The sequence below is a fragment of the Sphingobacterium sp. FBM7-1 genome, assembly GCF_020687765.1.
In the GTDB taxonomy this organism is placed as follows: Bacteria; Bacteroidota; Bacteroidia; order Sphingobacteriales; family Sphingobacteriaceae; genus Sphingobacterium.
In genome coordinates, this window is record NZ_JAJEWJ010000003.1 from 292,518 (window position 1) to 314,718 (window position 22,201).

At 39.4% G+C, this 22,201-nt stretch carries 18 protein-coding genes; 8 read left to right on the top strand and 10 right to left on the bottom strand.

All coding sequences use genetic code 11. The features are described 5' to 3' along the window. The first annotated feature begins 96 nt into the window (after nt 1-96). Complete coding sequence (locus LKO28_RS08040; protein WP_227694318.1) at nt 97-909, top strand: AraC family transcriptional regulator; 813 nt, start codon at nt 97-99, stop codon at nt 907-909. On the opposite strand, the gene LKO28_RS08045 is transcribed toward LKO28_RS08040, so the two are convergent. From LKO28_RS08045 to LKO28_RS08060, 4 genes are all read right to left on the bottom strand, one after another. After that, a complete protein-coding gene (locus tag LKO28_RS08045; RefSeq protein ID WP_227694319.1) occupies nt 906-3,353 on the bottom strand; it encodes a TonB-dependent receptor in 2,448 nt (815 codons plus the stop codon). The genes LKO28_RS08040 and LKO28_RS08045 overlap by 4 nt on opposite strands. Nucleotides 3,354-3,522: 169 nt before the next feature. Further along, nucleotides 3,523-3,936, bottom strand: coding sequence for a DUF6691 family protein (locus LKO28_RS08050; protein ID WP_227694320.1), 414 nt, complete (start codon nt 3,934-3,936; stop codon nt 3,523-3,525). Nucleotides 3,937-3,944: 8 nt separating this feature from the next. Next, entirely contained in the window at nt 3,945-4,502 is a 558-nt protein-coding gene (locus LKO28_RS08055) for a YeeE/YedE family protein (RefSeq protein ID WP_227694321.1), read from the bottom strand. A gap of 99 nt (nt 4,503-4,601) precedes the next feature. Continuing rightward, nucleotides 4,602-5,234, bottom strand: a complete 633-nt coding sequence (locus LKO28_RS08060) for a Crp/Fnr family transcriptional regulator (protein WP_159637752.1) — start codon at nt 5,232-5,234, stop codon at nt 4,602-4,604. 782 nt (nt 5,235-6,016) lie between these two features. Here LKO28_RS08060 and LKO28_RS08065 point away from each other — a divergent pair. The 5 genes from LKO28_RS08065 to LKO28_RS08085 all read left to right on the top strand — a co-directional run bounded on the left by LKO28_RS08065 (nt 6,017) and on the right by LKO28_RS08085 (nt 11,940). Beyond that, a complete protein-coding gene (locus LKO28_RS08065) occupies nt 6,017-6,862 on the top strand; it encodes an RteC domain-containing protein (RefSeq protein WP_002993297.1) in 846 nt (281 codons plus the stop codon). Between the two features lie 262 nt (nt 6,863-7,124). Further along, entirely contained in the window at nt 7,125-7,406 is a 282-nt protein-coding gene (locus LKO28_RS08070) for a helix-turn-helix domain-containing protein (RefSeq protein WP_002993296.1), read from the top strand. Between the two features lie 100 nt (nt 7,407-7,506). After that, complete coding sequence (locus LKO28_RS08075; RefSeq protein WP_227694322.1) at nt 7,507-8,973, top strand: DUF3945 domain-containing protein; 1,467 nt, start codon at nt 7,507-7,509, stop codon at nt 8,971-8,973. 2 nt (nt 8,974-8,975) lie between these two features. Beyond that, on the top strand, nt 8,976-11,069 hold the full coding sequence (locus tag LKO28_RS08080) for a type IA DNA topoisomerase (RefSeq protein WP_227694323.1): 2,094 nt from the start codon (nt 8,976-8,978) through the stop codon (nt 11,067-11,069). Then, nucleotides 11,059-11,940: an ORF6N domain-containing protein gene (locus LKO28_RS08085; RefSeq protein ID WP_227694324.1), complete on the top strand. Its 882-nt coding sequence runs from the start codon at nt 11,059-11,061 to the stop codon at nt 11,938-11,940. The genes LKO28_RS08080 and LKO28_RS08085 overlap by 11 nt, the downstream gene beginning before the upstream one ends. A 34-nt stretch (nt 11,941-11,974) precedes the next feature. On the opposite strand, the gene arsB is transcribed toward LKO28_RS08085, so the two are convergent. The 6 genes from arsB to LKO28_RS08115 form a co-directional block, all read right to left on the bottom strand. Beyond that, nucleotides 11,975-13,003, bottom strand: coding sequence for an ACR3 family arsenite efflux transporter (arsB, locus tag LKO28_RS08090; protein ID WP_227694325.1), 1,029 nt, complete (start codon nt 13,001-13,003; stop codon nt 11,975-11,977). A gap of 3 nt (nt 13,004-13,006) precedes the next feature. Further along, nucleotides 13,007-13,633: a low molecular weight phosphatase family protein gene (locus LKO28_RS08095; protein WP_227694326.1), complete on the bottom strand. Its 627-nt coding sequence runs from the start codon at nt 13,631-13,633 to the stop codon at nt 13,007-13,009. A gap of 8 nt (nt 13,634-13,641) precedes the next feature. Further along, on the bottom strand, nt 13,642-14,415 hold the full coding sequence (locus tag LKO28_RS08100) for an NAD(P)H-dependent oxidoreductase (protein ID WP_227694327.1): 774 nt from the start codon (nt 14,413-14,415) through the stop codon (nt 13,642-13,644). A gap of 17 nt (nt 14,416-14,432) precedes the next feature. Beyond that, nucleotides 14,433-14,900 carry a DUF6428 family protein gene (locus tag LKO28_RS08105; RefSeq protein ID WP_227694328.1) on the bottom strand — a complete coding sequence of 156 codons (468 nt, stop codon included), beginning with the start codon at nt 14,898-14,900 and terminating at the stop codon, nt 14,433-14,435. Between the two features lie 61 nt (nt 14,901-14,961). Continuing rightward, complete coding sequence (locus tag LKO28_RS08110; RefSeq protein ID WP_227694329.1) at nt 14,962-15,528, bottom strand: hypothetical protein; 567 nt, start codon at nt 15,526-15,528, stop codon at nt 14,962-14,964. A gap of 4 nt (nt 15,529-15,532) precedes the next feature. Next, nucleotides 15,533-15,859 carry an ArsR/SmtB family transcription factor gene (locus tag LKO28_RS08115; protein ID WP_227694330.1) on the bottom strand — a complete coding sequence of 109 codons (327 nt, stop codon included), beginning with the start codon at nt 15,857-15,859 and terminating at the stop codon, nt 15,533-15,535. A gap of 226 nt (nt 15,860-16,085) precedes the next feature. Here LKO28_RS08115 and LKO28_RS08120 point away from each other — a divergent pair, with 226 nt between their 5' ends. Both LKO28_RS08120 and LKO28_RS08125 read left to right on the top strand, forming a co-directional pair. After that, nucleotides 16,086-16,523: a DUF1896 domain-containing protein gene (locus LKO28_RS08120; RefSeq protein WP_227694331.1), complete on the top strand. Its 438-nt coding sequence runs from the start codon at nt 16,086-16,088 to the stop codon at nt 16,521-16,523. Further along, nucleotides 16,510-21,951 (top strand): N-6 DNA methylase, encoded by a 5,442-nt coding sequence (locus LKO28_RS08125; protein WP_227694332.1) that lies wholly within the window; start codon nt 16,510-16,512, stop codon nt 21,949-21,951. Before LKO28_RS08120 ends, LKO28_RS08125 begins: the two co-directional genes overlap by 14 nt. Nucleotides 21,952-22,201 lie beyond the last annotated feature (250 nt).

The window sequence follows — 22,201 nt, forward strand, 5'->3', positions numbered from 1 at the left end:
GTCAGCAAGTGAGAGAAAGCCTACAGTTACATTTGTTACATAGTAACGTTTCTGATTAGTTAAATAATTGCTATTTTGGCCGAAAGATATTTCCTAATGACCGCGAAGAAAAGCATTCTTATTAAAGACAAACTTACACCTAGCAAGCTTATCAAAATACTACCGTTTGACAACACAAAACACAGTACGAAAGCGCACAAACACAATGGTTATCTTGAATTAGTATATCTTTTTTCTACTACAGGAACACACGAAATTGATGGAAAAATCGGGGAAATTCAAAATCCTTGCTTGTTAGTAATTCGAAAAAACGCTGTTCATAAATGGACGTTAACGACACCAGTCGAAGGGTTTGTTATCCTTCTAAAAAATGAATTTATTGCGAATAGTCTTGACCTAGAAATAGGAAAACTAATCGAAAAAGTCACGAAGATTGATCACCTAGAATTACAGAATATCACGACCTTAAAGACTATTTTAGAAATACTTGCAACAGAAGAGAATCCAATTGTCATTGAAGGACTTTTCAAAAGCTTATTAGCCAAAACAGTCGAAAGCGATTCTCCAACAGAAAGTAAGCTGCGTGTTAATTTTTCTTTGTACGATAGTTTTATGGATTTGCTCATAAATGAACATAAAATCATTAATAGTGTGGCGCACTACGCCAATTTACTGAATACTTCTCCACAAAATCTGAATGCATCCTGCAAGAAATACACTGATCTGTCTGCCTCAGAGATCATCGCAAATCACCTTATCAAAGAAGCGAAAAGACTTATCTATTACACCCAAAAAAGTATGACCGAAATTGCGCATGAACTTGGATTTTCGGATAAATCAAATTTTTCCAAATACTTCAAAAAGCACACCGGACATACTCCCAAAGCTTTTAAACAAACTATTAACTAAAACTCCTTTTCACCGAATTCACTTTTCGGTAATCGAAGGATGTTATTCAATTTTTTGATATTAAAATTCAAATTCAGCAGAATGATATTCTTTTCGTATATATAATTTGTTGTTGTGAAAAAATCATTGGCATAGGTCGTTATACGTTGTTCATTCACCCCCCAATTACCCAATTCAATATTTTTCCATTGTACCTGTGCTGTTACTGCTCCTTGATAAAAGGATTTTGACAAACTAAAATTCGGTGTGATGAAACGACTATCTACACCTTGTAATGTCGGTCTTTCACCCAAATAATTTACATCTACCGCAGCAGTCCATTGGAGAGGCAAGTTCAAAATACCCGAAGCATTGAAAGAATACACCCAATCTGAATTTTTGTATGTATTTACATAATCCAACACGTCACCTTCTATCTTGTAATTATACGTATTTGCGCCAAATAGTAGTTTTAAGGATGGTGTAGGTTTCCACTCTCCCCCCACTTCAAGACCATAACGCCTAGCATAATCTGCATTGGTAAATACTCGATGCAAAATGGTATCTGCATACACTGAATTAACACGTTGAATCGGGTTTTTTGTATGTTGATAATACACATTCGAAAAGAATAAACCTTGCGTAAACTTTTTGATCACTCCAGCTTCAAAGTTTGTCACAAATTCAGGCAATAATTCAGCGTCCCCTCGCTCCAGTGTTTCCGAGTGTTCGCGCTCTGGAATAGGATTCAACTCAAAATTATTATTACGCTGCACTCTCCGCGAAGCCGACATTTTCATTTCCCAACCTTTATCCAATTTATGTTTTATATCGACACTCGGATAGAGTTGATGCGTTTGATACGGATATTCTTCTTTGGTATCAACCAGCAACACATCACGCTTGTAGAATTCGTATCGCAGTCCAAAAGCAATATTGGTATTCGTGTATGCACGGTTGTACTGTGAAAATAACGCATGAACTAAATTATTGGCATTCATTTTCCCAGAAAACTCTGGTATGACTGCAAAATCTCCCTGTCCAAATTCTTTATTATTATATTTAAAATCGCCATTCTGCCCATCCTTGCGAATCTGATAGCCTGAAATTAATTCAGAATTATCAGTTAACTTCACTTGATGTTGTGCTGAAGCTCTTACACCATTTAGTGGATTGGTGTAAGTATTACGAGTCCATTGAATGGTATCATTTCCATTTTCGATGTTACCATTATTGGTCGATCCATAAATATCTGCATGCTCATACACCACACCAAAGTCTAGGCTGTGTTTTTTATTCAAGGCCAATTGATAACTCAAATCCATTAAATAAAACTTCCCCTGTTTGTTCTGCAAATTTGGATTGAAGTATTGCAGTCTATGAATGGTAGAACCATCCACTGTGGAGATAGATTGATTATCGTAATAAATGTCTGCCACGCGGTCTTGAAATTTCTTAGACGCCAAAAGACCAAATTGTATCTTTTGATTTTCGGTCAGTTGGTACGCCGTATTGAGACGAGCACCATAGTTATATTTATTAAAACTACGTTCACCTTGGGAGGGAAACATGGTCTTTTTATCACCTATAATTGTATACACATCGCCATCACGAAAACCCGCATTATCATTGCGCAAATAATTAAGTGAACCTTGAATATCTAGTTTATTCATTTTGTATTGGAAGGATACGTCCGAACCAAAGCGCTTCTGTCTTTCTACATTATCATAATCGTCGACACTCGGCAAACCATATTGAAGATTCATCAACCAAGCAAAACCATCACTCGAAGGTTTACTTGTTTTAATATTAATCATACCTCCTTTACCCTCAGGGTCATATTGCGCACGAGGACTGCTTATAAATTCTACCTCTTTTACATCATTAGCAGCTATTTGAGTCAAGATAGTCTGCGCATCTAGGAGTGTCGGCGTGCCATTGATCAGCACAATCAAGCCTTTATTACCTCTAACCAAAATTTCGCCGTTTCCATCTAGCGTAATGGAAGGTAAATTTTTAACGATATCCAATGCCGTGCCTCCTACGGCAGTTTTGTATTGGTTCGCTTGATAAACTTGTCGATCACTTTGATGTTGTTGTACCGAATTGGATGCTGTTACATTTACCTCACCAATTTCTTGGGGTCCTGCAACGATATATATATCACCCAAATTATGTTTACCATTTTTTAACAGGTGAATTAATGTATCCTTTTGCGCGAAACCAATGAACTTAATGTTTAAAGAATAAGTACCCACTTTTAATTTCTTTATTTCAAATTCACCAGTAGTATTACTCATCGCTCCAGCGATTAATTTTCTGTTTTCATCAAATAATGAAATACTAGTATGTGCAATACGTTCTTTTGAAACAGATTCTTTGATCGTTCCTACCAAGGTAATATCTTGAGCTGAAGCATAAATAAAACTGAATAGAAAGAAAAATAATAAATGAGCTTTTTTCACGGTTGTTTTAGATTAAGCTCAAATATAGTTTATTGAAAAATAAGAGATTATCAGATTGTGAAAATGACCACACATTATTCAAATCTACCACGTTTTGTAAAAATTAAATTAAACAAAAAAGCGAATTATTTTCATAATTCGCTTGTATTAAATGCTACTAATAAAACTATTAATGAGGAAGTTTATCCTTTAACAAACCATAAATCCATGTTCCCACCAAAGCACTCCCCAATACAACTAACATTGGTAAATAACCTGCTCCTGTTAATACAAAAATAGGTCCTGGACATGCGCCTGCTAAAGCCCAGCCTAATCCAAATATCGTACCGCCTACTAAATAGCGAGTAATCGATTTGTCCTTATCTGCAATTACAATTGCTTTATTATCTATATCCGTTACTTTCTTTCTTTTAATGATTTGAACCAAAATCACGCCAGTCGCCAAGGCTGTTCCCATTAGACCAAACATGTGTAAAGATTGAAAATTGAACATTTCGTAGATTCTGAACCAAGAAGCAGCTTCAGACTTAAACATCAGTATCCCGAAGAATACACCTACTAGTAAAAAAACTATATTTCTCATGTGTTAGATTAGAATAAAAGTGGGAAAATAAGGTGAATCATGATGATACCACCCACGAAGAAACCGATTGTCGCTATCAAAGAAGGCAATTGCAAATTACTAATTCCTGATATCGAGTGACCTGAAGTACAACCTCCAGCATAACGCGCACCGAAACCGACAAGAAGACCTCCCACAATTAATAACACTAACACTTTAGGGTCACTAAAAGCTTCATTTCCAAAAAACTCAATAGGGACATAATCTTTACCTGCACTTTGAATGCCCATTGCTTCAAGCTGTGTAATTGTTTTAGGATTCAAATCCGGAGATTGACCCGCTCCCAAATAATTAGAAGCTATAAAGCCACCAATCATAGCACCTACTACCATCAGGAGATTCCACTTTTGGCTACGCCAATCGAATTTAAAGAATGATGACGTTTTACCCGCTCCGCACATCGTACACATCGTACGTAAGTTGGATGACATCCCAAAGTTCTTACCTAAATAAAGCAATACAAACATCGTGATTGCTATAAGTGGCCCACTTACATACCAAGGCCATGGTGACAATATCATTTCCATAATGAATTAATTTTCTACAAAAATCCTGAAGTATTTTTACCCTATCAGTTACATTTGTTACATTAGAAAAGGCTTTACGTTATTTGTAAAGCCTTCTATTTATTTGACAAGTATCTCAATACTATTTCGGTTGAGCTTGATACGCCCTTCTGTCTCTAGAGCTTTTAGCAATCTAGATACTACTACGCGCGAAGTATTCAATTCTTTCGCTATATCTTGATGGGTTTTATACACAATTGTATTATTTTCAATTTTACTTTTTTCGAAAAGATAATTTAACAAACGGTCATTCATATCCATAAACGCTATTGTATCTACAGCATTTAATAATTCATTAAATCGGTTATTATAACTTTCAAAAACGAAGGACATCCAACTCTTATATTTTCCGATCCATTCTGACATCTTCTGAACAGGAATCATTAATATAACACCTGGAACTTCACCTATAGCACGTATTTCACTTTGCTTCTCCCCTAAACAACAGGTCATAGACATCGCACAGGTATCCCCTCGCTCTAAGTAATAAAGTAATAATTCACCACTATCATAATCCTCACGCATAACTTTGACTGCACCTGACAATAAAAGTGGCATCATCTTGATGTATTGATTATAATCAATCAATACATCCCCTTCTTTGAAATCGATAGCTTTAGATACTTGAATAATCTCTTCCAAAAGCTCTTCTTCAAAAATACCACCATATGTTTTGTAAAATAATTCTTCCATAAATTTATAATTTGTTTACGAAGTTACTGATTTATCACTCATTCTTTTGTAACATATGTTACCAATGATTAAACATCAGAACTGATAGTAAAGTTTAAGCTAAATTGACGGAAAAATGTCCGAAATATGTCCGAAAATAGAAAAAGCCACTGATTATCAGTGGCTTTTGTCGGGGTGGCAGGATTGCTTTAGCCCCACTACCCCAAACTCATCCCTAAAGCTCCTGCGGATCGAACCACGGCTCGAACCTGCCACGAACAAAAAAAGCCCGACTACTGTCGAGCTTTTTTGTCGGGGTGGCAGGACGAATCTGCGCACACTCAAATATCTATATGTCAATATGTTGACTTTCTTTAAAAAGAACTACTCACCGTTTAACTCACATATAATTTGTGATTCGATGTTGCAAATTTAATCATTTAATTTGATTGAGCAATACAATTTGGTGATTTTTGATTTAAACCTCAAAATCACTAAAGCGATTTTTCTGGCTCATTTTTTCAAATAAAAAGATTAACAAGGTTCAAAGTTATATAATAAAGCAATCAGACTTAAAGTCTCTTTGTATCCGTTAAATTTGCGTTTACTAAAGGGGCTTTTCAAAGTCATTCATACTGAATATTTATAAAATAATCTCCACAGTTGGGTGAGATTTATGGCAAAAATCTTCCCACAGGTGGGGTGAACTTGGGTAAAGGTATCACTTAATATAATGATGTTTGTGTATTAATTAGGGATAAACTGAATTTGAAATTCGGTATTGATCACAAAAATTATGGGCTATGCAGCATTCTTTACACACCATTATTTTAGAGATACACAATAAGGAAGATAAGATTTTATCACAGAGCAAAAGGTTGATTGATGAGGCTTATGAAATGACCTTGTATCTACAAGACCTGTTATTTGAGGTCAAGAAATATATTGCTAAAAAGGGCTTTCAAAATGATGGGGAAGAAATAAAATTCTTCCGAACCATCAAACCCCAAATACTTGGAAAACTCATCTACTACAATAAAATTTACCGGATTGAAACGACCTGTCCGGTCAGCAACGGCAAAATGTATTACAGTTACTTTTCGACTCAATTAGCCAATCTTAAAAGAGAGTACATTGAGCATATCTGCAATTCAGATTTTTATAGGTACTATCGTTCGGGGCGTACGGACCGTGACGACACCTATTTCAAAAGAGGCAACATAAATTACCACGACGGTCTGAACAGTATCGTCTTTGAAATTGATCCCGAATTTTCTACTTTCTACGATTACAAGACCGCAAGGATTATCGCCAACGAATTGCTTTATACCTATCTGCTGACGAAAATCAATCCAGATGAAAATCCCGATGCTATTTTACAAAAGCCGGAAAACGCCAAAGATATTTTTTGGACAGAAAGCAAAAACGCACTTGTCGAATTGATATATGCCCTGTATGCTTCGGCAGCAGTTTCGCACGGTAAAACCGGTGTCCGAAAAATCAGTTTGATGTTCCAGATACTTTTTGGCATTACGCTCGGTGACCTGCACCACGCATTCCACAGAATGAAAACCCGAAGCGGTTCCCGAACGGCATTCTTGGACCAGCTTAAAACTTCATTGGAAGAATATATGGATAAAGACCTTTAACCCAATGCAGGTCTTTTGTTCAGGGCAGTGCATTGTTGTGTACTGCTTTTTTGTTTATACCATAAGCCAATGTATGTCAATTGGCAAATGATGGTATAAACCATCTCCTAAATACTCGAAATTCTTTTTAAGCCCTACCAAACAAGGGTTTCTCCCAATTGCAAAAATTTTCAAAAAACAGCCAAACCAATTGGCAGGGCTTGGCTGATAAACACTGCCACGCTTCCCAATTTTGCATGGTGAACATTAAAACTTATCGACTATGAATATTGACAGAATGGAATTTATAGCGTGGATGGAACGCATCATGGACAGGTTTGATATGTTGGGCGACAATATTGACGATTTAAAAAAGAAACGCAATAGCATAGACGGAGAAGAACTGCTCGATAACCAGGACCTGCTGCAAATGTTGAAAATCAGTAACCGTTCCCTGCAACGCTACCGCTCCATAGGTAAACTACCTTACTATACCATTAGCGGAAAACTGTATTACAAGCTATCCGATGTGCACCAGTTTATCAGGGAGAGTTTTAACAAGTAAAACGCCAATGCGTGCCAAATACTGCCTTTGACTGCCACTTCGGGCGATGCAGTAACTGCTTCATTTACTTTCGGCAATAAAACTTTAAACTTTTCAGATTATGAGTGAAGAAAAAGAAACAGAAAACCAACAGGTTGCTTCCGAACAGTTATCGGATATACTTTTAGTGCTGGATAAAGAAAAAATGAAAATCCAAGCTGTAAAAAGTATTGACAAAAGCGGAAAAATGGAAACGGTTGACCCTACGAAGAAGAACCAAAGCGAGTTCATGCGGGTGGATAAACACGGTGATTTCGTGACCAATTTCCTTTCCAATTTTTGGAGGCAGTTAAAAGACCCTACCAAATTTGCTCTTTTCAAAGTTTCGGCTGACGAAGCCGTAGAGAAAGCAAAAGAATTTCAGAATCAGATAAACAATCCAACTGCCGAAGGCAAAAAGAAAATGGAAAAGCATGAAGTGAAAAATGAACCCGAACAAGAGCAAAAACAAGAAAATAAAAATGATATGGCAAAAACAGAGACAACCCCGGAAACAAGCGAGTACCGCTTCCAGCCGGAACAGATTGATTGGGAAACAATGAACAATCTCGGATTAAGCAAGGAATACCTTGAGAAAAAGAACCTCCTTGACCCACTATTGAGGGGTTACAAGACCAATGAGCTTGTACCTATAAGCGTTAATCTTGGCGGTGCGGTCGTCCGTACAGATGCCCGCTTGTCTTTACAGTCCACCCCGGAGGGGGACGTTGTGGCAGCGGTACACGGTATCAGGCGTGAACCCAACTTAAACTTTGAGTTTTTCGGACACAAGTTCTCGGACGAGGACAAACAGAACTTACGTCAAACAGGCAATATGGGGCGTGTGGTCGATCTGATAAACTCCAAAACAGGCGAATTGATGCCGTCCATCATCAGTGTGGACCGGCTTACCAATGAGCTGATTGCTTTGAAAACAGATTTCATCAAAATCCCCGATGAGGTTAAAGGTATAAAACTAAATGACGAACAAAAACAAACCTTAATGGAGGGCAAAGCCCTGTTCATTGAGGGAATGATTTCTACAAAAGGTACTCCCTTTGATGCAAACGTACAGTTCAATGCGGATAAACGGTATGTGGAATTTCTGTTTGACCGAAGCAACAATAACAGGCAAACCCAAAACAGCCAACAGGACAATCAGCAAAGCAGGTCGCAGGAAGCCCCGAAAACCTTTAGGGGAAAGGAACTGGAGGATGAACAATACAACAAGTTCAAAGACGGTCAAACGGTTTACATTCCGAATTTGGTCGATAAGAAAGGGCAAACTTATAACGGCTATATCACATTCAACAAGGAAACAGGAAAAACCAACTTTGAGTTTCCCAACCAATACAAGGAACGGATAAAACCTACAGAAGCCCATAAAACGCAGACTGCCGTCAATTCCGAGGGCAAGACCAACGAAGCGACCAAGAATATCAAAGAGCCTCTACAAAAAGGGCAGCAAAGACCAAAAAACGAAAAGCAACAGGAGCAACAGAACAAACCCAAAGCGCCTGCAAAATCAAAGGGTAGGAAAGTGAGTTAGGTATGAAAACAATTATCGCAGAAAAACCAAGCGTAGCAAGGGAAATAGCCGGCTTGTTGGGTGCTTCCGAAAAAAAGGACGGTTATCTAATGGGCAATGGCTATTTCGTTACGTGGGCATTCGGACACCTTATCGGTTTGGGAATGCCCGAAGATTATGGGATTTCGGGATTTGACAAGGCTTCCTTGCCGATACTCCCGAATCCGTTTATTTTGACTGTTCGTAAGGTCAAAAAAGACAAAGGTTATACAGCCGATACTGGAGCATTAAAGCAACTGAAAGTCATCAAGGAGCTATTCCATAAAAGCAACAGTATTATCGTAGCTACCGATGCAGGTCGTGAGGGTGAACTTATCTTTCGGTACATTTATGAATATCTGAAATGCCGTAAGCCCTTTCAGCGGCTTTGGATAAGCTCGCTTACTGAAAAAGCAATCAAGCAAGGGTTTGACAGCCTGAAAGACGGTAAAGAATTTGACGGCTTATTTCAGGCTGCACAAGGCAGAAGCCGTGCCGATTGGCTCGTGGGCATCAACGCCACACAAGCGTTGAGCATAGCCGCAGGCAACGGTATTTATTCGCTGGGCAGAGTGCAAACGCCTACATTGGCTTTGATTTGCAAACGCTATTTGGACAACAAAAATTTCTCGGTCAAGAAATATTGGCAAATTCAGCTATTGCACCGCAAAGAGGATATTGATTTCAAAAGCATATCCAAAAAGAAATGGGACGAACAAAAGCTCGCAGAAGATACATTGCGTTCCATTCAAAGACACGGTACTGCTACGGTGGCATCTGTGGAAAGCAAGAATGTAACGGAACAACCGCCCTTGCTTTTTGACCTTACGGGCTTACAGAAAGAAGCCAATAAAAAGCTGAACCTATCCGCCGAACAAACGCTCAATATCGCTCAAAGTTTGTACGAAAAGAAATTTATTACCTACCCACGTACCGGAAGTAAATACATACCCGAAGATATGTGGACAGAAATCCCCAACCTTGTGAGAGCATTGCAGGACAACGATAGTTTCAAGCAAGCCCTATCCAAATTGAAGTGGGGTCGGTTCAATAAGCGAATTGTAAACGATTTGCGTGTAACAGACCACCACGGATTGCTGATTACCGACAAGATACCGTCTGCCCTTAATGCGGACGAAACAAAAGTTTATAATATGATTGCCTTTCGACTGCTCGAAGCCATTTCACAAGCCTGTGTAAAAGAAGTAACCGATATAGCATTGGAAGTATCACACTACGATTTTACGCTGAAAGGCTGTAAGATATTAGAGGCTGGCTGGCGTTCCATAAAAGGCAATTTCTCGGACGAAGATACCGAACCAATACAGGATTTGCCTGAATTGAAAATGGGCGATGAGCTGAAAATTCAGGAAGCCTCCGTTTTAGAAAAGAAAACCAAGCCTCCTGTACTGTTTACCGAAGCCGGACTATTGTCGGCAATGGAAAATGCCGGAAAGGAAATCCAAAACGAGGACGAACGGAAAGCCCTGCAAAATATCGGTATCGGTACGCCTGCGACAAGAGCTGCGATAATCGAAACCCTATTTACTCGTAATTATATCCAACGGGAAAAGAAATCCTTAATCCCAACGGAGAAAGGATTGCAGGTATATGGATTGGTAAAAGAACGCAAAATTGCAGACGTGGCTATGACTGCCGAATGGGAATTGGCTTTACAGAAAATCGAGAATAACGAGATTGATGCAAGGGTATTTCAAAGAGAAATGGAAACCTATGCTAAATCCATTACCGATGAACTATTACAAACTTCCATAGCCCAAAACAACCTGCCAAAATTGGTTTGCCCGAAATGCAAAAGCCAGCAACTTATTATCCGTGATAAGATTGTCAAATGCCCTGATGAACATTGTAATTGGGTACAGTTCCGTAACGTGTGCGGAGTGCATATCAGCATAGCTGATATTACCAACCTTGTCAATAAGGGTAAAACTTCTCTGATTAAAGGAATGACAAGCAAAGCCGGAAAGAAATTCGATGCTTATATCATACTGAAAGAGAATGCTGAAAGCTCCTTTGAATTTGAGAAGAAGAAAAGCAATAAACGCAATGGAAAATAAACCTACTATTGTACCCAAAGAAATCAGAAATCTGATTTATACCATACGAGGCAAACAGGTTATGTTAGACAGTGACCTTGCTACGTTATACCACGTTGAAACCAAAATTCTGAACAAAGCCGTAAAACGGAATATTGAGCGGTTTCCCGATAAATTCTGCTTTCAACTGACCGATGAGGAAAGCGATTTTTTGAGGTTCCAAATTGGAACCTCAAACGTAGGGCGAGGCGGAAGACGTTATCTGCCCTACGTTTTTACCGAACAAGGAATAGCGATGCTATCGGCTGTACTTCGTTCAGATGTCGCTGTTAGGGTTAGTATCGAGATAATGGACGCATTTGTAGAAATGCGGAGAATGCTAATCAGTAATGCCTCTCTGTTTCATAGGCTGGATAAGATTGAGATAAGGCAATTAGAAACCGACCAAAAGATTGAGGAAATCTTTAAGGCTTTGGAAAGCGATAAGCTCCACAGCGAAAAGGGTATCTTCTACAACGGACAAATTTTTGATGCCTATACTTTTGTTTCCGATATTATCCGAAGTGCCGAAAGCTCCATTATCCTGCTGGACAATTATGCTGATGATACGGTGCTGACCTTGCTGGGCAAACGTAAGGATAATGTAACTGCAAAAATCTACACCAAAGCTATCAGCAATCAGCTACTGCTGGACTTGCAACGCTACAACAGCCAATATCCCCCGATTGAAATTGAAACTTTTCCCGATGCCCACGACCGATTTTTGATAATCGACCGAACGGAATTGTACCATATCGGGGCTTCGCTTAAAGATTTGGGTAAAAAATGGTTTGCCTTTTCCCGAATGGATATAGAAATCGGCAGAATGCTCCAACTCCTCAATAACAATTAAGCCTCTGAATTTTCAGAGGCTTTTCTTTTAGTCTTTAGTAATATTTCTTCTTTAACCACAAACTTGCTCTTACCAACAGTATCAATACAGGAACTTCAACCAATGGTCCGATAACGCCCACAAATGCTTGTGGCGAATGAATACCGAAAACAGCTATTGCTACGGCTATTGCCAATTCAAAATTGTTTCCTGTGGCTGTAAATGCGATTGATAAGTTTTTGTCGTAAGGGACGTTCAATGATTTACTTATAAAGAAGCTCACGAAAAACATCAGTACAAAATATATGATTAGCGGTATTGCTATCTTTATCACATCCATTGGCAACTCCAATATCTTGTCGCCTTTCAGACTGAACATCAGCACAATGGTAAACAATAAAGCATACAAAGTAATGGGCGATATTTTGGGTACGAATGTTCTGTTATACCATTCTATGCCTTTTGATTTTATAAGAACGTATCGGCTCACGAAACCTGCCAAAAAAGGAATTCCTAAATATATCAAAACGCTTTCGGTTACATCTTTCATCGAAACGCTTACATTAAAATTGGCTAATCCTAATTTATTTGGTAATACGTTGATGAAAAGCCAAACCAAAAAACTATAACTCAATATCTGAAAAATACTGTTTAACGCTACCAATAATGCCGTATATTCTCTGTTGGCTTTTGCCAAATCACTCCATACGATAACCATTGCGATACATCTTGCCAATCCTATCAAAATCAACCCTGCCATATAATCGGGTTCGTTCCTTAAAAACAGAACGGCTAACCCGAACATCAGCACTGTACCAATTACCCAATTCAACAATAAGGATATTCCGATTACCTTTTTATCCTTAAATGCTTTGGGCAGTAGCGAATAATCAACTTTTGCCAATGGCGGATACATCATTAAAATCAGTCCGATTGCCAACGGAATATTGGTAGTACCTATGGACAAGCTGTCTGTTACATTGGAAATATTGGGGAAGAAATAGCCCAAGCCCACACCTAACGCCATTGCAAGGAATATCCATAAGGTAAGATAGCGGTCAAGAAATTTTAATTTTGGTTGCATCGGTTATTTTTTAATCATTGAAAAAACATAGAACATTTCGGTAGCTATCTGCAAACTTCTTTCTGCATATACCTTTGATTGCTCTGTTGTGCCGTCTGAAATTTTCGGGTCTTCAAATGTGATAGGTATTCTTTTTTCCGCTCCTGCTATAAAAGGGCATCCACCGTCTGCCTGCGAACAGGTCATAATAGCTATGAACTCTGATACAGGATTGAATGGGCTATCATATTTTTTAGAAAAACCGATTACAGGCAAAGCATTATCATCATACTTTATGGCATATATAGGGTTATTGCTTTCGGAAATTTTGAAAATATTAAACCCTTGATTTGATAGTGTTTCTGCTACTTTAGGAAATAAAGCTGTTTCTTCCGTGCCACCCGAATAACAATGTATATTCGGAATATTAAAGTATGCAATTGCTACCTGTGCCCATATTTGGGCTAAATGGCTTCTTCGGGAGTTATGTGTACAAATAAAGTTAATCTGTACTGATTGTTGGTTAGCGACTTTGGTTTGAATAAAGTCGACCAAAGGCTGAAGTATCTCTTTTCTTTTATATGAAATATCCTTTGGCTCCAAAGCGTTAATAACACTTTGTATCTCTAAATAAATACTGTTTTTGCTCATTTTGTTTATTATTTAAGATGTATGGAAAGACCAGACTTACCATTAATTAAATGCTTCTTTAGTTGCTGTTCATCATTATAATCTCCACTGTTTTGGTATCTATATGGTAATACAGGTGTATTTTCCAAGGTTGCGAGCGTATGTTCAAAAGCCGTAACTTCCTTATTAAATCGTTCCTCTGTTAAACCATGAACCTGATAGATTATATGTGGTGGGAGTACACTAATTCCGAGATACCATAACATACCATGATGTATAGGGAACAATAAATCATCAATATGCCCATTTATTCCCGTTTCTTGATACTGGGGTTCTCTACCACCGATGGTTATGGACAACATGGCTTTTTTTCCTTTAAGTGTACCATCCCCATAGCGATTTCCCCAATGCTTCCCCCCATATTTCCCTGTTCCATAAGCAAATCCACAGGCATAAACCCTGTCAATCCATCCTTTAAGAATTGCTGGCATTCCGAACCACCAAAAGGGGAATTGGAATATTATAATGTCAGCCCAAAGTAGCTTTTCCTGTTCTTCCGCAATATCCGGTGATTGCGTACCACCTTGAAATGCTTCAAGCGAGTTAGTCATATAAGAAAGTCGCTCACCATGAGTATAATTTTGAAAATCGTTACTATCAGCAACTGCTTTCCATTTCATATCATACAAATCGGAGACAATAACATCATGTCCTAAACCTTGTAGGTAGCTGATTGCTATATTTTTAAGCTCCGCATTTAAGGACTTCGGTTCAGGATGTGCATAGACGATAAAAACATTCATATTCGGAATTTAAGATATTAACAACCACCACTATTTGGAGAGCAACAAGAAGAAGTTTGCGTTCCACTCACATTGACTTTCTGCTTTTGTACAGGGACACCGCAAGCATCCTGAGCCAAACATGCCGTGGTTTTATTGCTTAACACGAATGTTTTTCCATTAAAATCCAAGTCGTATTTTCCTATTGTTTCCGATTGATATTCTACCTCTATTTCGGCATCTTCAATACCTAATTTCTCTTCGGATAGTTTGATGATGTTTAACAGCTTAGTTGGTTTTAATCTGTGTTCAAAATCATTGGCATTCCATAATTGGAAGTTGACTACTTGCTCGTTTCTAATTGTTCCGCCACAATCAATAAAGTGTTTGGTAATTACACCTACTTCTGTAACGTGGAAGTGTTCAGGAACAAAAGTTCCATTTTCTAATTGAAATTCAACATTGTCTAATGTTGGTAAGATGTTTTTGATTTCTGATAGTTTCATTGTTTTTATATTTATTATTGTATATTGTATCGTAATATTACGATTGTTTTGAGCAAAAAAATTAGCAACATTTAAGTTTCAACTTATTGAAATAGAAGTTGAATTTTGGAAAGTAAACCAAGATATGTAACAGGCTTATTAAAACCGCTCCGAACAACAGGTTTACAGCTATGGCTCTAAAGGTATGAAAGCTCTCTACCTGCTGAAAGTTGTTGGCTAATGTAATTCCATTACTGTCAAGGTTTATTTTAACCACTAAGAATACTGCTATACTTGCGAAATGAAAACCGTTTACCAATAGGTGTATAATATATTCCCAACGTGGTAAGCCTCCCATAAATGAACGGCTGTCTTTCTCTACATAAGCATCAATAACCAATGTGATAATATCGGCGACTACCAGTGCAATACCCAATAAAAACCACCTGTTATCTTCTATGTTTATAAACAGTGCTATGAGAATGCCTGTAAACAGAACGGCTCTGACGGTATGCGTAAGATGTTCAAATTTGCTTTCCTTATGCTCATACAAACGGTATTTGTATAAATGTAGAAATACACCGTCAAACAATGCCAATAATGAATAGGCTATGAGTAATACTATTGAAATTATAAAAGCTATTTCCATACGATTAACAACATTTTTGATTGGTTACAGTAAAGATAATTCTTGAAAAATACTCTTTCAAGACATTAAAAGTCGTTTCATTAATACAGTAACAAATAGAATTACCCTCAATCTCTCCCTTTATCAACCCTGCATTTTTCAATTCTTTTAAATGCTGTGAAATAGTAGATTGCGCCAATGGTAATTCATCCACTATATCATTACATATACACGCATTTACTTTTAATAGATATTCTATAATAGCAATTCTTGCAGGATGCCCCAACGCTTTTGCGACTATCGCAATTTGGTTTTGTTCTTCTGTGAAATGGTCTGTTTTGCTTGCGCCCATTATTCCGTTATTTAATATCGCAATATTACGATATAGATTTTAATCCCACAAGAAATTTTTAAAAAACAACTGTTCATACTTTATTTTTTTTCAAATCTTCACTTCAATTACCTCTCACAAATAGCCAAATCCCGCCACTCAACGTCAAACCCTGCCACATCTGCAAAGGCTCTTATCTACCGCTATAATTTTAGGCTTTCAGTAAAATTCTAAACAAAATTATAGTATGAATACACAGCAAAAAGACCTATCTTATTTCAGATTACGGTTGCAGGAACTACTAAACAGTAGCTTTCCCGAAAAGGCACACGACCAAAAATTTATTGAGCAACGTTCCTCGTGGGCTGCCAATGCCTATGAGGGAGCATTCCGATCCGGCAACGCTATTGAGCAATGTGATGAAATAGCCAATTACATCCTCTTTGAAGGTCTGCATTTCTCCAAGTTCGATACCATTTTTCAAGTGGTGTGCAATGAGTTTGATACCCTGATGGCAGACGAAGAACTGCGACCGTTCGCCCTTAAAATGTTCCCTGTCTGTGCCCCTGTTTTTGCAAGATATGAGCTAACCGATGATTTTGCCTACGGTTATGAGTTTGACCTGCTCTACACCGAGCTGACCGGAGCAATCGCAATATGGATAGAGGAAAATGGGTTTCAGTAAAAAGCAACATCTTAGGCAGAATATAGATGCCCTGCGGATTGCTTTTACATTGGAAAAGGAGAAACGACAAGCCACCGCAGGCGAAAGACTGTCAATGATGCAATACAGCGGATTTGGCGGTCTTAAATTCGTGTTGAACCCCATAGCCAGCGAAACAGACATCAATAATTGGCGGAAAACCGAACACGATTTATTCCCCATTATGCAGGAACTCCACCAACTGCTCAAAGAAAATTCCGAAGACGAAAAACAGTACCGCCGATATGTGAACAGTATGAAAAGCTCCGTACTGACGGCTTTTTATACGCCTCTACAGGTCATTGATGCGATTTCTGAAACCTTACGTGAAAGTGGTGTAAATATTCAGAAATTTTTAGAACCGTCCGCAGGTATCGGCTCGTTTATACAATCCTTTTCAGAAAATCAACAGCCAAAAAAAATTACCGCCTATGAAAAGGACTTGCTGACGGGCAAAATATTAAAGCATCTTTATCCCGAAAGTAATATCCGTGTAAGCGGTTTTGAGGAAATTCCCGAAAAGGAACAAAACAGCTATGATGTAGTTGCAAGCAATATCCCGTTTGGCGATACTTCCGTATTCGATTTATCCTTTTCTCGAAGCAAGGACAATGCAAAAGTACAGGCTTCACGAAGCATACACAATTACTTCTTTCTGAAAGGAAATGATATGCTCCGTGAGGGTGGTTTACAGGCTTTCATTACTTCGCAAGGCGTTTTAAACAGCCCAAAGAATGAACCGATACGCAGGGCGTTAATGGAAAACAACAATTTGGTTTCGGTTGTCCGGTTGCCCAACAACCTGTTTACGGAATATGCAGGTACGGAGGTCGGAAGCGATTTGATAATCCTGCAAAAAAATACAGCAAAACAAAATCTGACCGAAACGGAAGAACTGTTTTGCCAAAGTAAACAGACCAAATACGGTACGCCAAGCAATGCTTTCTTTCAGAATGGTACGAGGGTCATACATACCGACCGTAAAATTGATACCGACCCCTTCGGACAACCTGCGATCATTTATACACATAAAGACGGAGCTGAGGGCATTGCCAAAGATTTGAAGCAAATGCTTTCTGAAGATTTTGGAAACCGTTTGGACTTGAACTTATACAAAGGCGAACGGAACGATGAGCCATTGGTACAAATTCCTGTTACACGAACACCAAAGGTTACACCTCCGGTCGTAGATGTAGCCCCTGTAATCATTCCCCAAAAGCCACAATCCGAAATCCGTCTGGAAAGCCCACAGGAACTGAAACAGTTGAGCATTTTTGACCTGTTTGAAAATCCGGGCGAACCTGTAATGGTGGTTGCTCCACCCAAAAGAACCTCGCAAGCCAAAAGACAGACCGCTAAAAAAAGACGAGGTACAATAGGTCGCCAAACCGACCTGTTCGGTGGTGCAATGCGACAATCTTATACACCGCCAAAACCTAACGGAACTACGAACGGAACAACTCAAATAAACGGCAAAAAACAGGAAGTCATTGGCGATTTGTTTTCACAGGTAAATGGGAATGGCCAAGCGGACACGCCAGCCGTTCCCAACATTGCCATTAACACCATTCCCGAACCTGCTCCGTACAGTGACGAACTCCAACAGTTTCACCGTAACGATTGCCTTGTCGTAGATAACGGTTGGGTCGGCTATTTGCAGGAAGTGGATAAAAGTGATGCAAGGGCAATATTCCACCCGTTGCAGTTACCGTCTTTGCAAAAAGCAAGAGCCGAAGCATATATCCAAGTTCGTGATACCTATATCGACCTCTACCAAAAAGAAGCCGAGAAACATTCAGAACACAAGGAAGAAAGGGAAAACCTTAACCGCTTATACGATGCTTTTGTCAAAAGGTACGGAAATCTCAACAGTGCGGACAATATCAAGCTCATCAAAACAGACAGTGTAGGCAAAGAAATGCCCTATTTGGAGCGTGTTGTCGGTGGCGTCGTACACAAGGCAGATATATTCAGTCGTCCTGTAAGTTTTTCTACCGTAACCATAGCAACGGACAATCCCGATGAAGCGTTAGCGGCTTCGCTGAACCAATACGGTAGCGTGGATTTGGACTATATGTCCAAAACCAGTGGTATGCCTGCCGATACCCTGAAAGAAGCCCTCCGAGGTCGTATTTATTACAATCCACTCCAAAGGGAATACGAAATAGCCGAACGCTGGATTGCGGGCAACGTGGTGGAGAAAGCCCAAGAGGTCAGAACCTACATCGAAAACAATTCCGCTGATACAGAAGCCAAAGAAAGCCTTGCCGTTTTGGAAGAAGCCCGACCAAGACGTATTGAATTTGAGGAACTCGATTTTAATCTGGGCGAACGCTGGATACCCACAGGCATCTACGCCCGATTTGCTTCGCACCTGTTCGATGCAGATGTAAAAATCCACTATTCGGACAGTGCCGATGATTTTTCCGTTACCTGCAAACAGAAAAACGTCCATATATGGGATAAATATGCGGTCAAAGGCCAAAGCCGGACGTATGACGGGATTGCCCTGCTCAAACACGCCCTTGTCAATACCACGCCTGATGTTTCCAAAACGGTACAGGTTGACGGAAAGGATGTCAAGGTACGGGATATGGAAGCCATACAGATGGCGAATAGCAAGATTGACGAAATTCGAACCTCCTTTACCGATTGGCTCCACGCCCAAAGCGATGAGTTCAAGACAAGGCTGACTGACCAATACAACGACACGTTCAACTGTTTTGTCCGACCGAACTACGACGGCTCCCATCAGGAGTTTCCGGGATTGGACCGAAAAGCATTGGGTATTGAAGAACTGTATTCAAGCCAAAAGGATGCAGTCTGGATGATAAAGCTCAACAACGGTGCTATCTGCGACCATGAAGTAGGTGCCGGAAAGACGTTGATAATGTGCACGGGTGCACAGGAAATGAAGCGTTTGGGACTGGTCCACAAACCGATGATTATCGGGCTGAAAGCGAATATACCTGAAATTGCCGAAGCCTACCGCACCGCCTATCCTCACGCCAAAATACTTTATCCGGGCATTGATGATTTTACCCCCCAAAAGCGGTTACGGATTTTCGGTGATATTAAAAACAACGATTGGGATTGCGTAATACTCACACATGATCAATTCGGAATGATACCCCAATCGCCCGAAATACAAAAGGAAATTCTCCAAATCGAACTGGACAGTGTAGAACAAAACCTTGACTTCCTACGGAGCCAAGGCAATGAAATAACCAGGGGGATGCTTGCCGGAGCGGAAAAACAAAAAGAAAACCTCGAAGTAAAGCTTAAAACCCTCGCGCACGATATTGAAAACCGCAAAGATGACATAGTGGATTTCAAGATGATGGGTATTGACCACTTGTTTGTGGACGAAAGCCACCAATTCAAAAATCTGATGTTCAACACACGGCATTCGAGAGTTGCGGGATTGGGCAATCAACAGGGAAGCCAAAAGGCAATGAACCTGCTTTTTGCTATCCACACCATTCAAGAACGAACCAATGCGGATATGGGTGCAACTTTTCTTTCGGGTACCACCATTAGCAATTCATTGACGGAACTGTACCTGTTGTTCAAATACCTGCGACCTCGAGCATTGGAAAAACAAGAAATTAATTCCTTTGATGCGTGGGCGGCAATCTACGCAAAGAAAACAACCGATTATGAGTTTTCGGTCGCCAATAATATCGTGGCAAAAGAGCGTTTCCGCTACTTTATCAAAGTGCCGGAACTCGCTCAATTCTACTCCGAAATCACGGATTACCGTACCGCCGAAATGATTGGAATAGACCGTCCCGAAAAGAACGAGATATTTTACAACATACCTCCAACTCCAGACCAGGAGAAGTTTATTGAAAAGCTGATGGAGTTTGCCAAATCAGGCAAAGGGGAATTACTTGGCAGAGAACCGCTATCTAAAAAAGAAGAAAAAGCAAAAATGCTTATCGCTACGGACTACGCCCGAAAGATGTCTTTGGATATGCGAATGGTAAACCCCCATTACCAAGACCACGCCGATAACAAAGCTTCCCATTGTGCAGATAATATTGCTAAATATTACAATAAATTCAATGCACAGAAAGGCACGCAGTTCATCTTCTCGGATTTGGGAACATACAAGCCAAATCAGTGGAATATCTACTCCGAAATCAAACGTAAGCTCGTGGAAGACCACGACATACCTGCACACGAAATCCGCTTTATACAGGAAGCGAAGAATGACAAGCAACGAAAAGAGCTAATCAAAGGAATGAACGAGGGCAAAATCCGTGTCCTTTTCGGTTCTACGAGTATGCTGGGTACAGGTGTTAACGCACAGAAAAGAGCCGTTGCCGTACATCATTTAGATACGCCGTGGCGACCGTCCGACCTTGCGCAAAGGGACGGTAGGGCTATCCGCAAAGGCAATGAGATTGCCAAGCATTTTAACGACAATAAAGTGGATGTAATCATCTATGCCGTTGAAAAATCGCTGGATAGTTATAAGTTCAACCTGCTGCACAACAAACAGCTATTTATTGACCAATTAAAATCCAACAATCTTGGTAAACGGACGATTGACGAAGGTGGTATGGATGAAAAGTCGGGTATGAATTTCTCGGAATATGTAGCTATCCTTATGGGCAATGCCGACCTTTTGGACAAAGCTAAAATAGAGAAACAGATTGCCGGATTGGAAAGCGAAAGGCAATCGTTCAACCGTTCAAAATCAAGTGCCAAGTACAAACTGGAAGATTATGAGGCAGAACTTGGAAAAGCCCAATCCCGCTATGACCGTATGAGCCTTGATTGGAATAATTTGCAGGGACGTATCCAAAAAAACACTGACGGTTCCGTTGCCAACCTTATTAAATTAGACGGTTTATCGCCCAATGCGGATATAAAACAAATCGGTGCAAAGCTCAATCAGCTTGCCGACAAATCCCGAACGGGCGGGGATTATGAAGAAATCGGTAATCTGTACGGCTTTCAACTTTTGGTAAAAACGGAAATGTCGCAAAAAGAGGGGGTGGATATTCGTGTAAACCGTTTTTTTATTCAAGGTGAGGGTACTATCAAATATACATTCAACAATGGTGTAATGGCAAAAGATCCCGAAACAGCTTCACTAAATTTTATTAAAGCATTGGAAAAGCTGCCCACCTATATCAGAAAAGAACAGGAGAATATGGCAGATTTCCAAAAAAACATTCCAATACTTAAGGAAGTAATCAATGGTACGTGGACAAAAGAAAACCGACTTAGCGAACTCAAAACGGAGTTGGCGGCAATTGAGCGGAAAATACAGTTATCTATCACTCCGGAACCAATAGAAAAGTCTACAGAACAAGTCGAAAAGCAGCAAGAAAATCCAAAGGCTATGGAAAGCGTAGTACCGACAAAAAGTATTTATATGTCACGGGGAGTATTGTAAAAACAATTACCCATTCATACATTTTCCTAATCACAACATCTCAGGTTCGTTCAATTTATTTCTGGACTGTGATTCATTTCAAAATTGATGAATAAATAGTAGCATAAACCACTACATTACAGAAATAATCTTACACCCACATATCTTATCTGTAGCTCGTTTTGAATCCAAAAAATTAAACAAATTGAATTGTATGTTGTTCTGTCTATATGTTCTATCAAAAAAAGTCTTTAACATTTCATTATTAAAA

Bases quoted from the DNA above. Each gene is read 5' to 3' on its own strand.
- LKO28_RS08040 (WP_227694318.1), top strand. From the start codon at position 97: ATGACCGCGAAGAAAAGCATTCTTATTAAAGACAAACTTACACCTAGC.
- LKO28_RS08050 (WP_227694320.1), bottom strand. From the start codon at position 3,936: ATGAGAAATATAGTTTTTTTACTAGTAGGTGTATTCTTCGGGATACTG.
- LKO28_RS08055 (WP_227694321.1), bottom strand. From the start codon at position 4,502: ATGGAAATGATATTGTCACCATGGCCTTGGTATGTAAGTGGGCCACTT.
- LKO28_RS08060 (WP_159637752.1), bottom strand. From the start codon at position 5,234: ATGGAAGAATTATTTTACAAAACATATGGTGGTATTTTTGAAGAAGAG.
- LKO28_RS08065 (WP_002993297.1), top strand. From the start codon at position 6,017: ATGCAGCATTCTTTACACACCATTATTTTAGAGATACACAATAAGGAA.
- LKO28_RS08070 (WP_002993296.1), top strand. From the start codon at position 7,125: ATGAATATTGACAGAATGGAATTTATAGCGTGGATGGAACGCATCATG.
- LKO28_RS08075 (WP_227694322.1), top strand. From the start codon at position 7,507: ATGAGTGAAGAAAAAGAAACAGAAAACCAACAGGTTGCTTCCGAACAG.
- LKO28_RS08080 (WP_227694323.1), top strand. From the start codon at position 8,976: ATGAAAACAATTATCGCAGAAAAACCAAGCGTAGCAAGGGAAATAGCC.
- LKO28_RS08085 (WP_227694324.1), top strand. From the start codon at position 11,059: ATGGAAAATAAACCTACTATTGTACCCAAAGAAATCAGAAATCTGATT.
- arsB (WP_227694325.1), bottom strand. From the start codon at position 13,003: ATGCAACCAAAATTAAAATTTCTTGACCGCTATCTTACCTTATGGATA.
- LKO28_RS08095 (WP_227694326.1), bottom strand. From the start codon at position 13,633: ATGAGCAAAAACAGTATTTATTTAGAGATACAAAGTGTTATTAACGCT.
- LKO28_RS08100 (WP_227694327.1), bottom strand. From the start codon at position 14,415: ATGAATGTTTTTATCGTCTATGCACATCCTGAACCGAAGTCCTTAAAT.
- LKO28_RS08105 (WP_227694328.1), bottom strand. From the start codon at position 14,900: ATGAAACTATCAGAAATCAAAAACATCTTACCAACATTAGACAATGTT.
- LKO28_RS08110 (WP_227694329.1), bottom strand. From the start codon at position 15,528: ATGGAAATAGCTTTTATAATTTCAATAGTATTACTCATAGCCTATTCA.
- LKO28_RS08115 (WP_227694330.1), bottom strand. From the start codon at position 15,859: ATGGGCGCAAGCAAAACAGACCATTTCACAGAAGAACAAAACCAAATT.
- LKO28_RS08120 (WP_227694331.1), top strand. From the start codon at position 16,086: ATGAATACACAGCAAAAAGACCTATCTTATTTCAGATTACGGTTGCAG.
- LKO28_RS08125 (WP_227694332.1), top strand. From the start codon at position 16,510: ATGGGTTTCAGTAAAAAGCAACATCTTAGGCAGAATATAGATGCCCTG.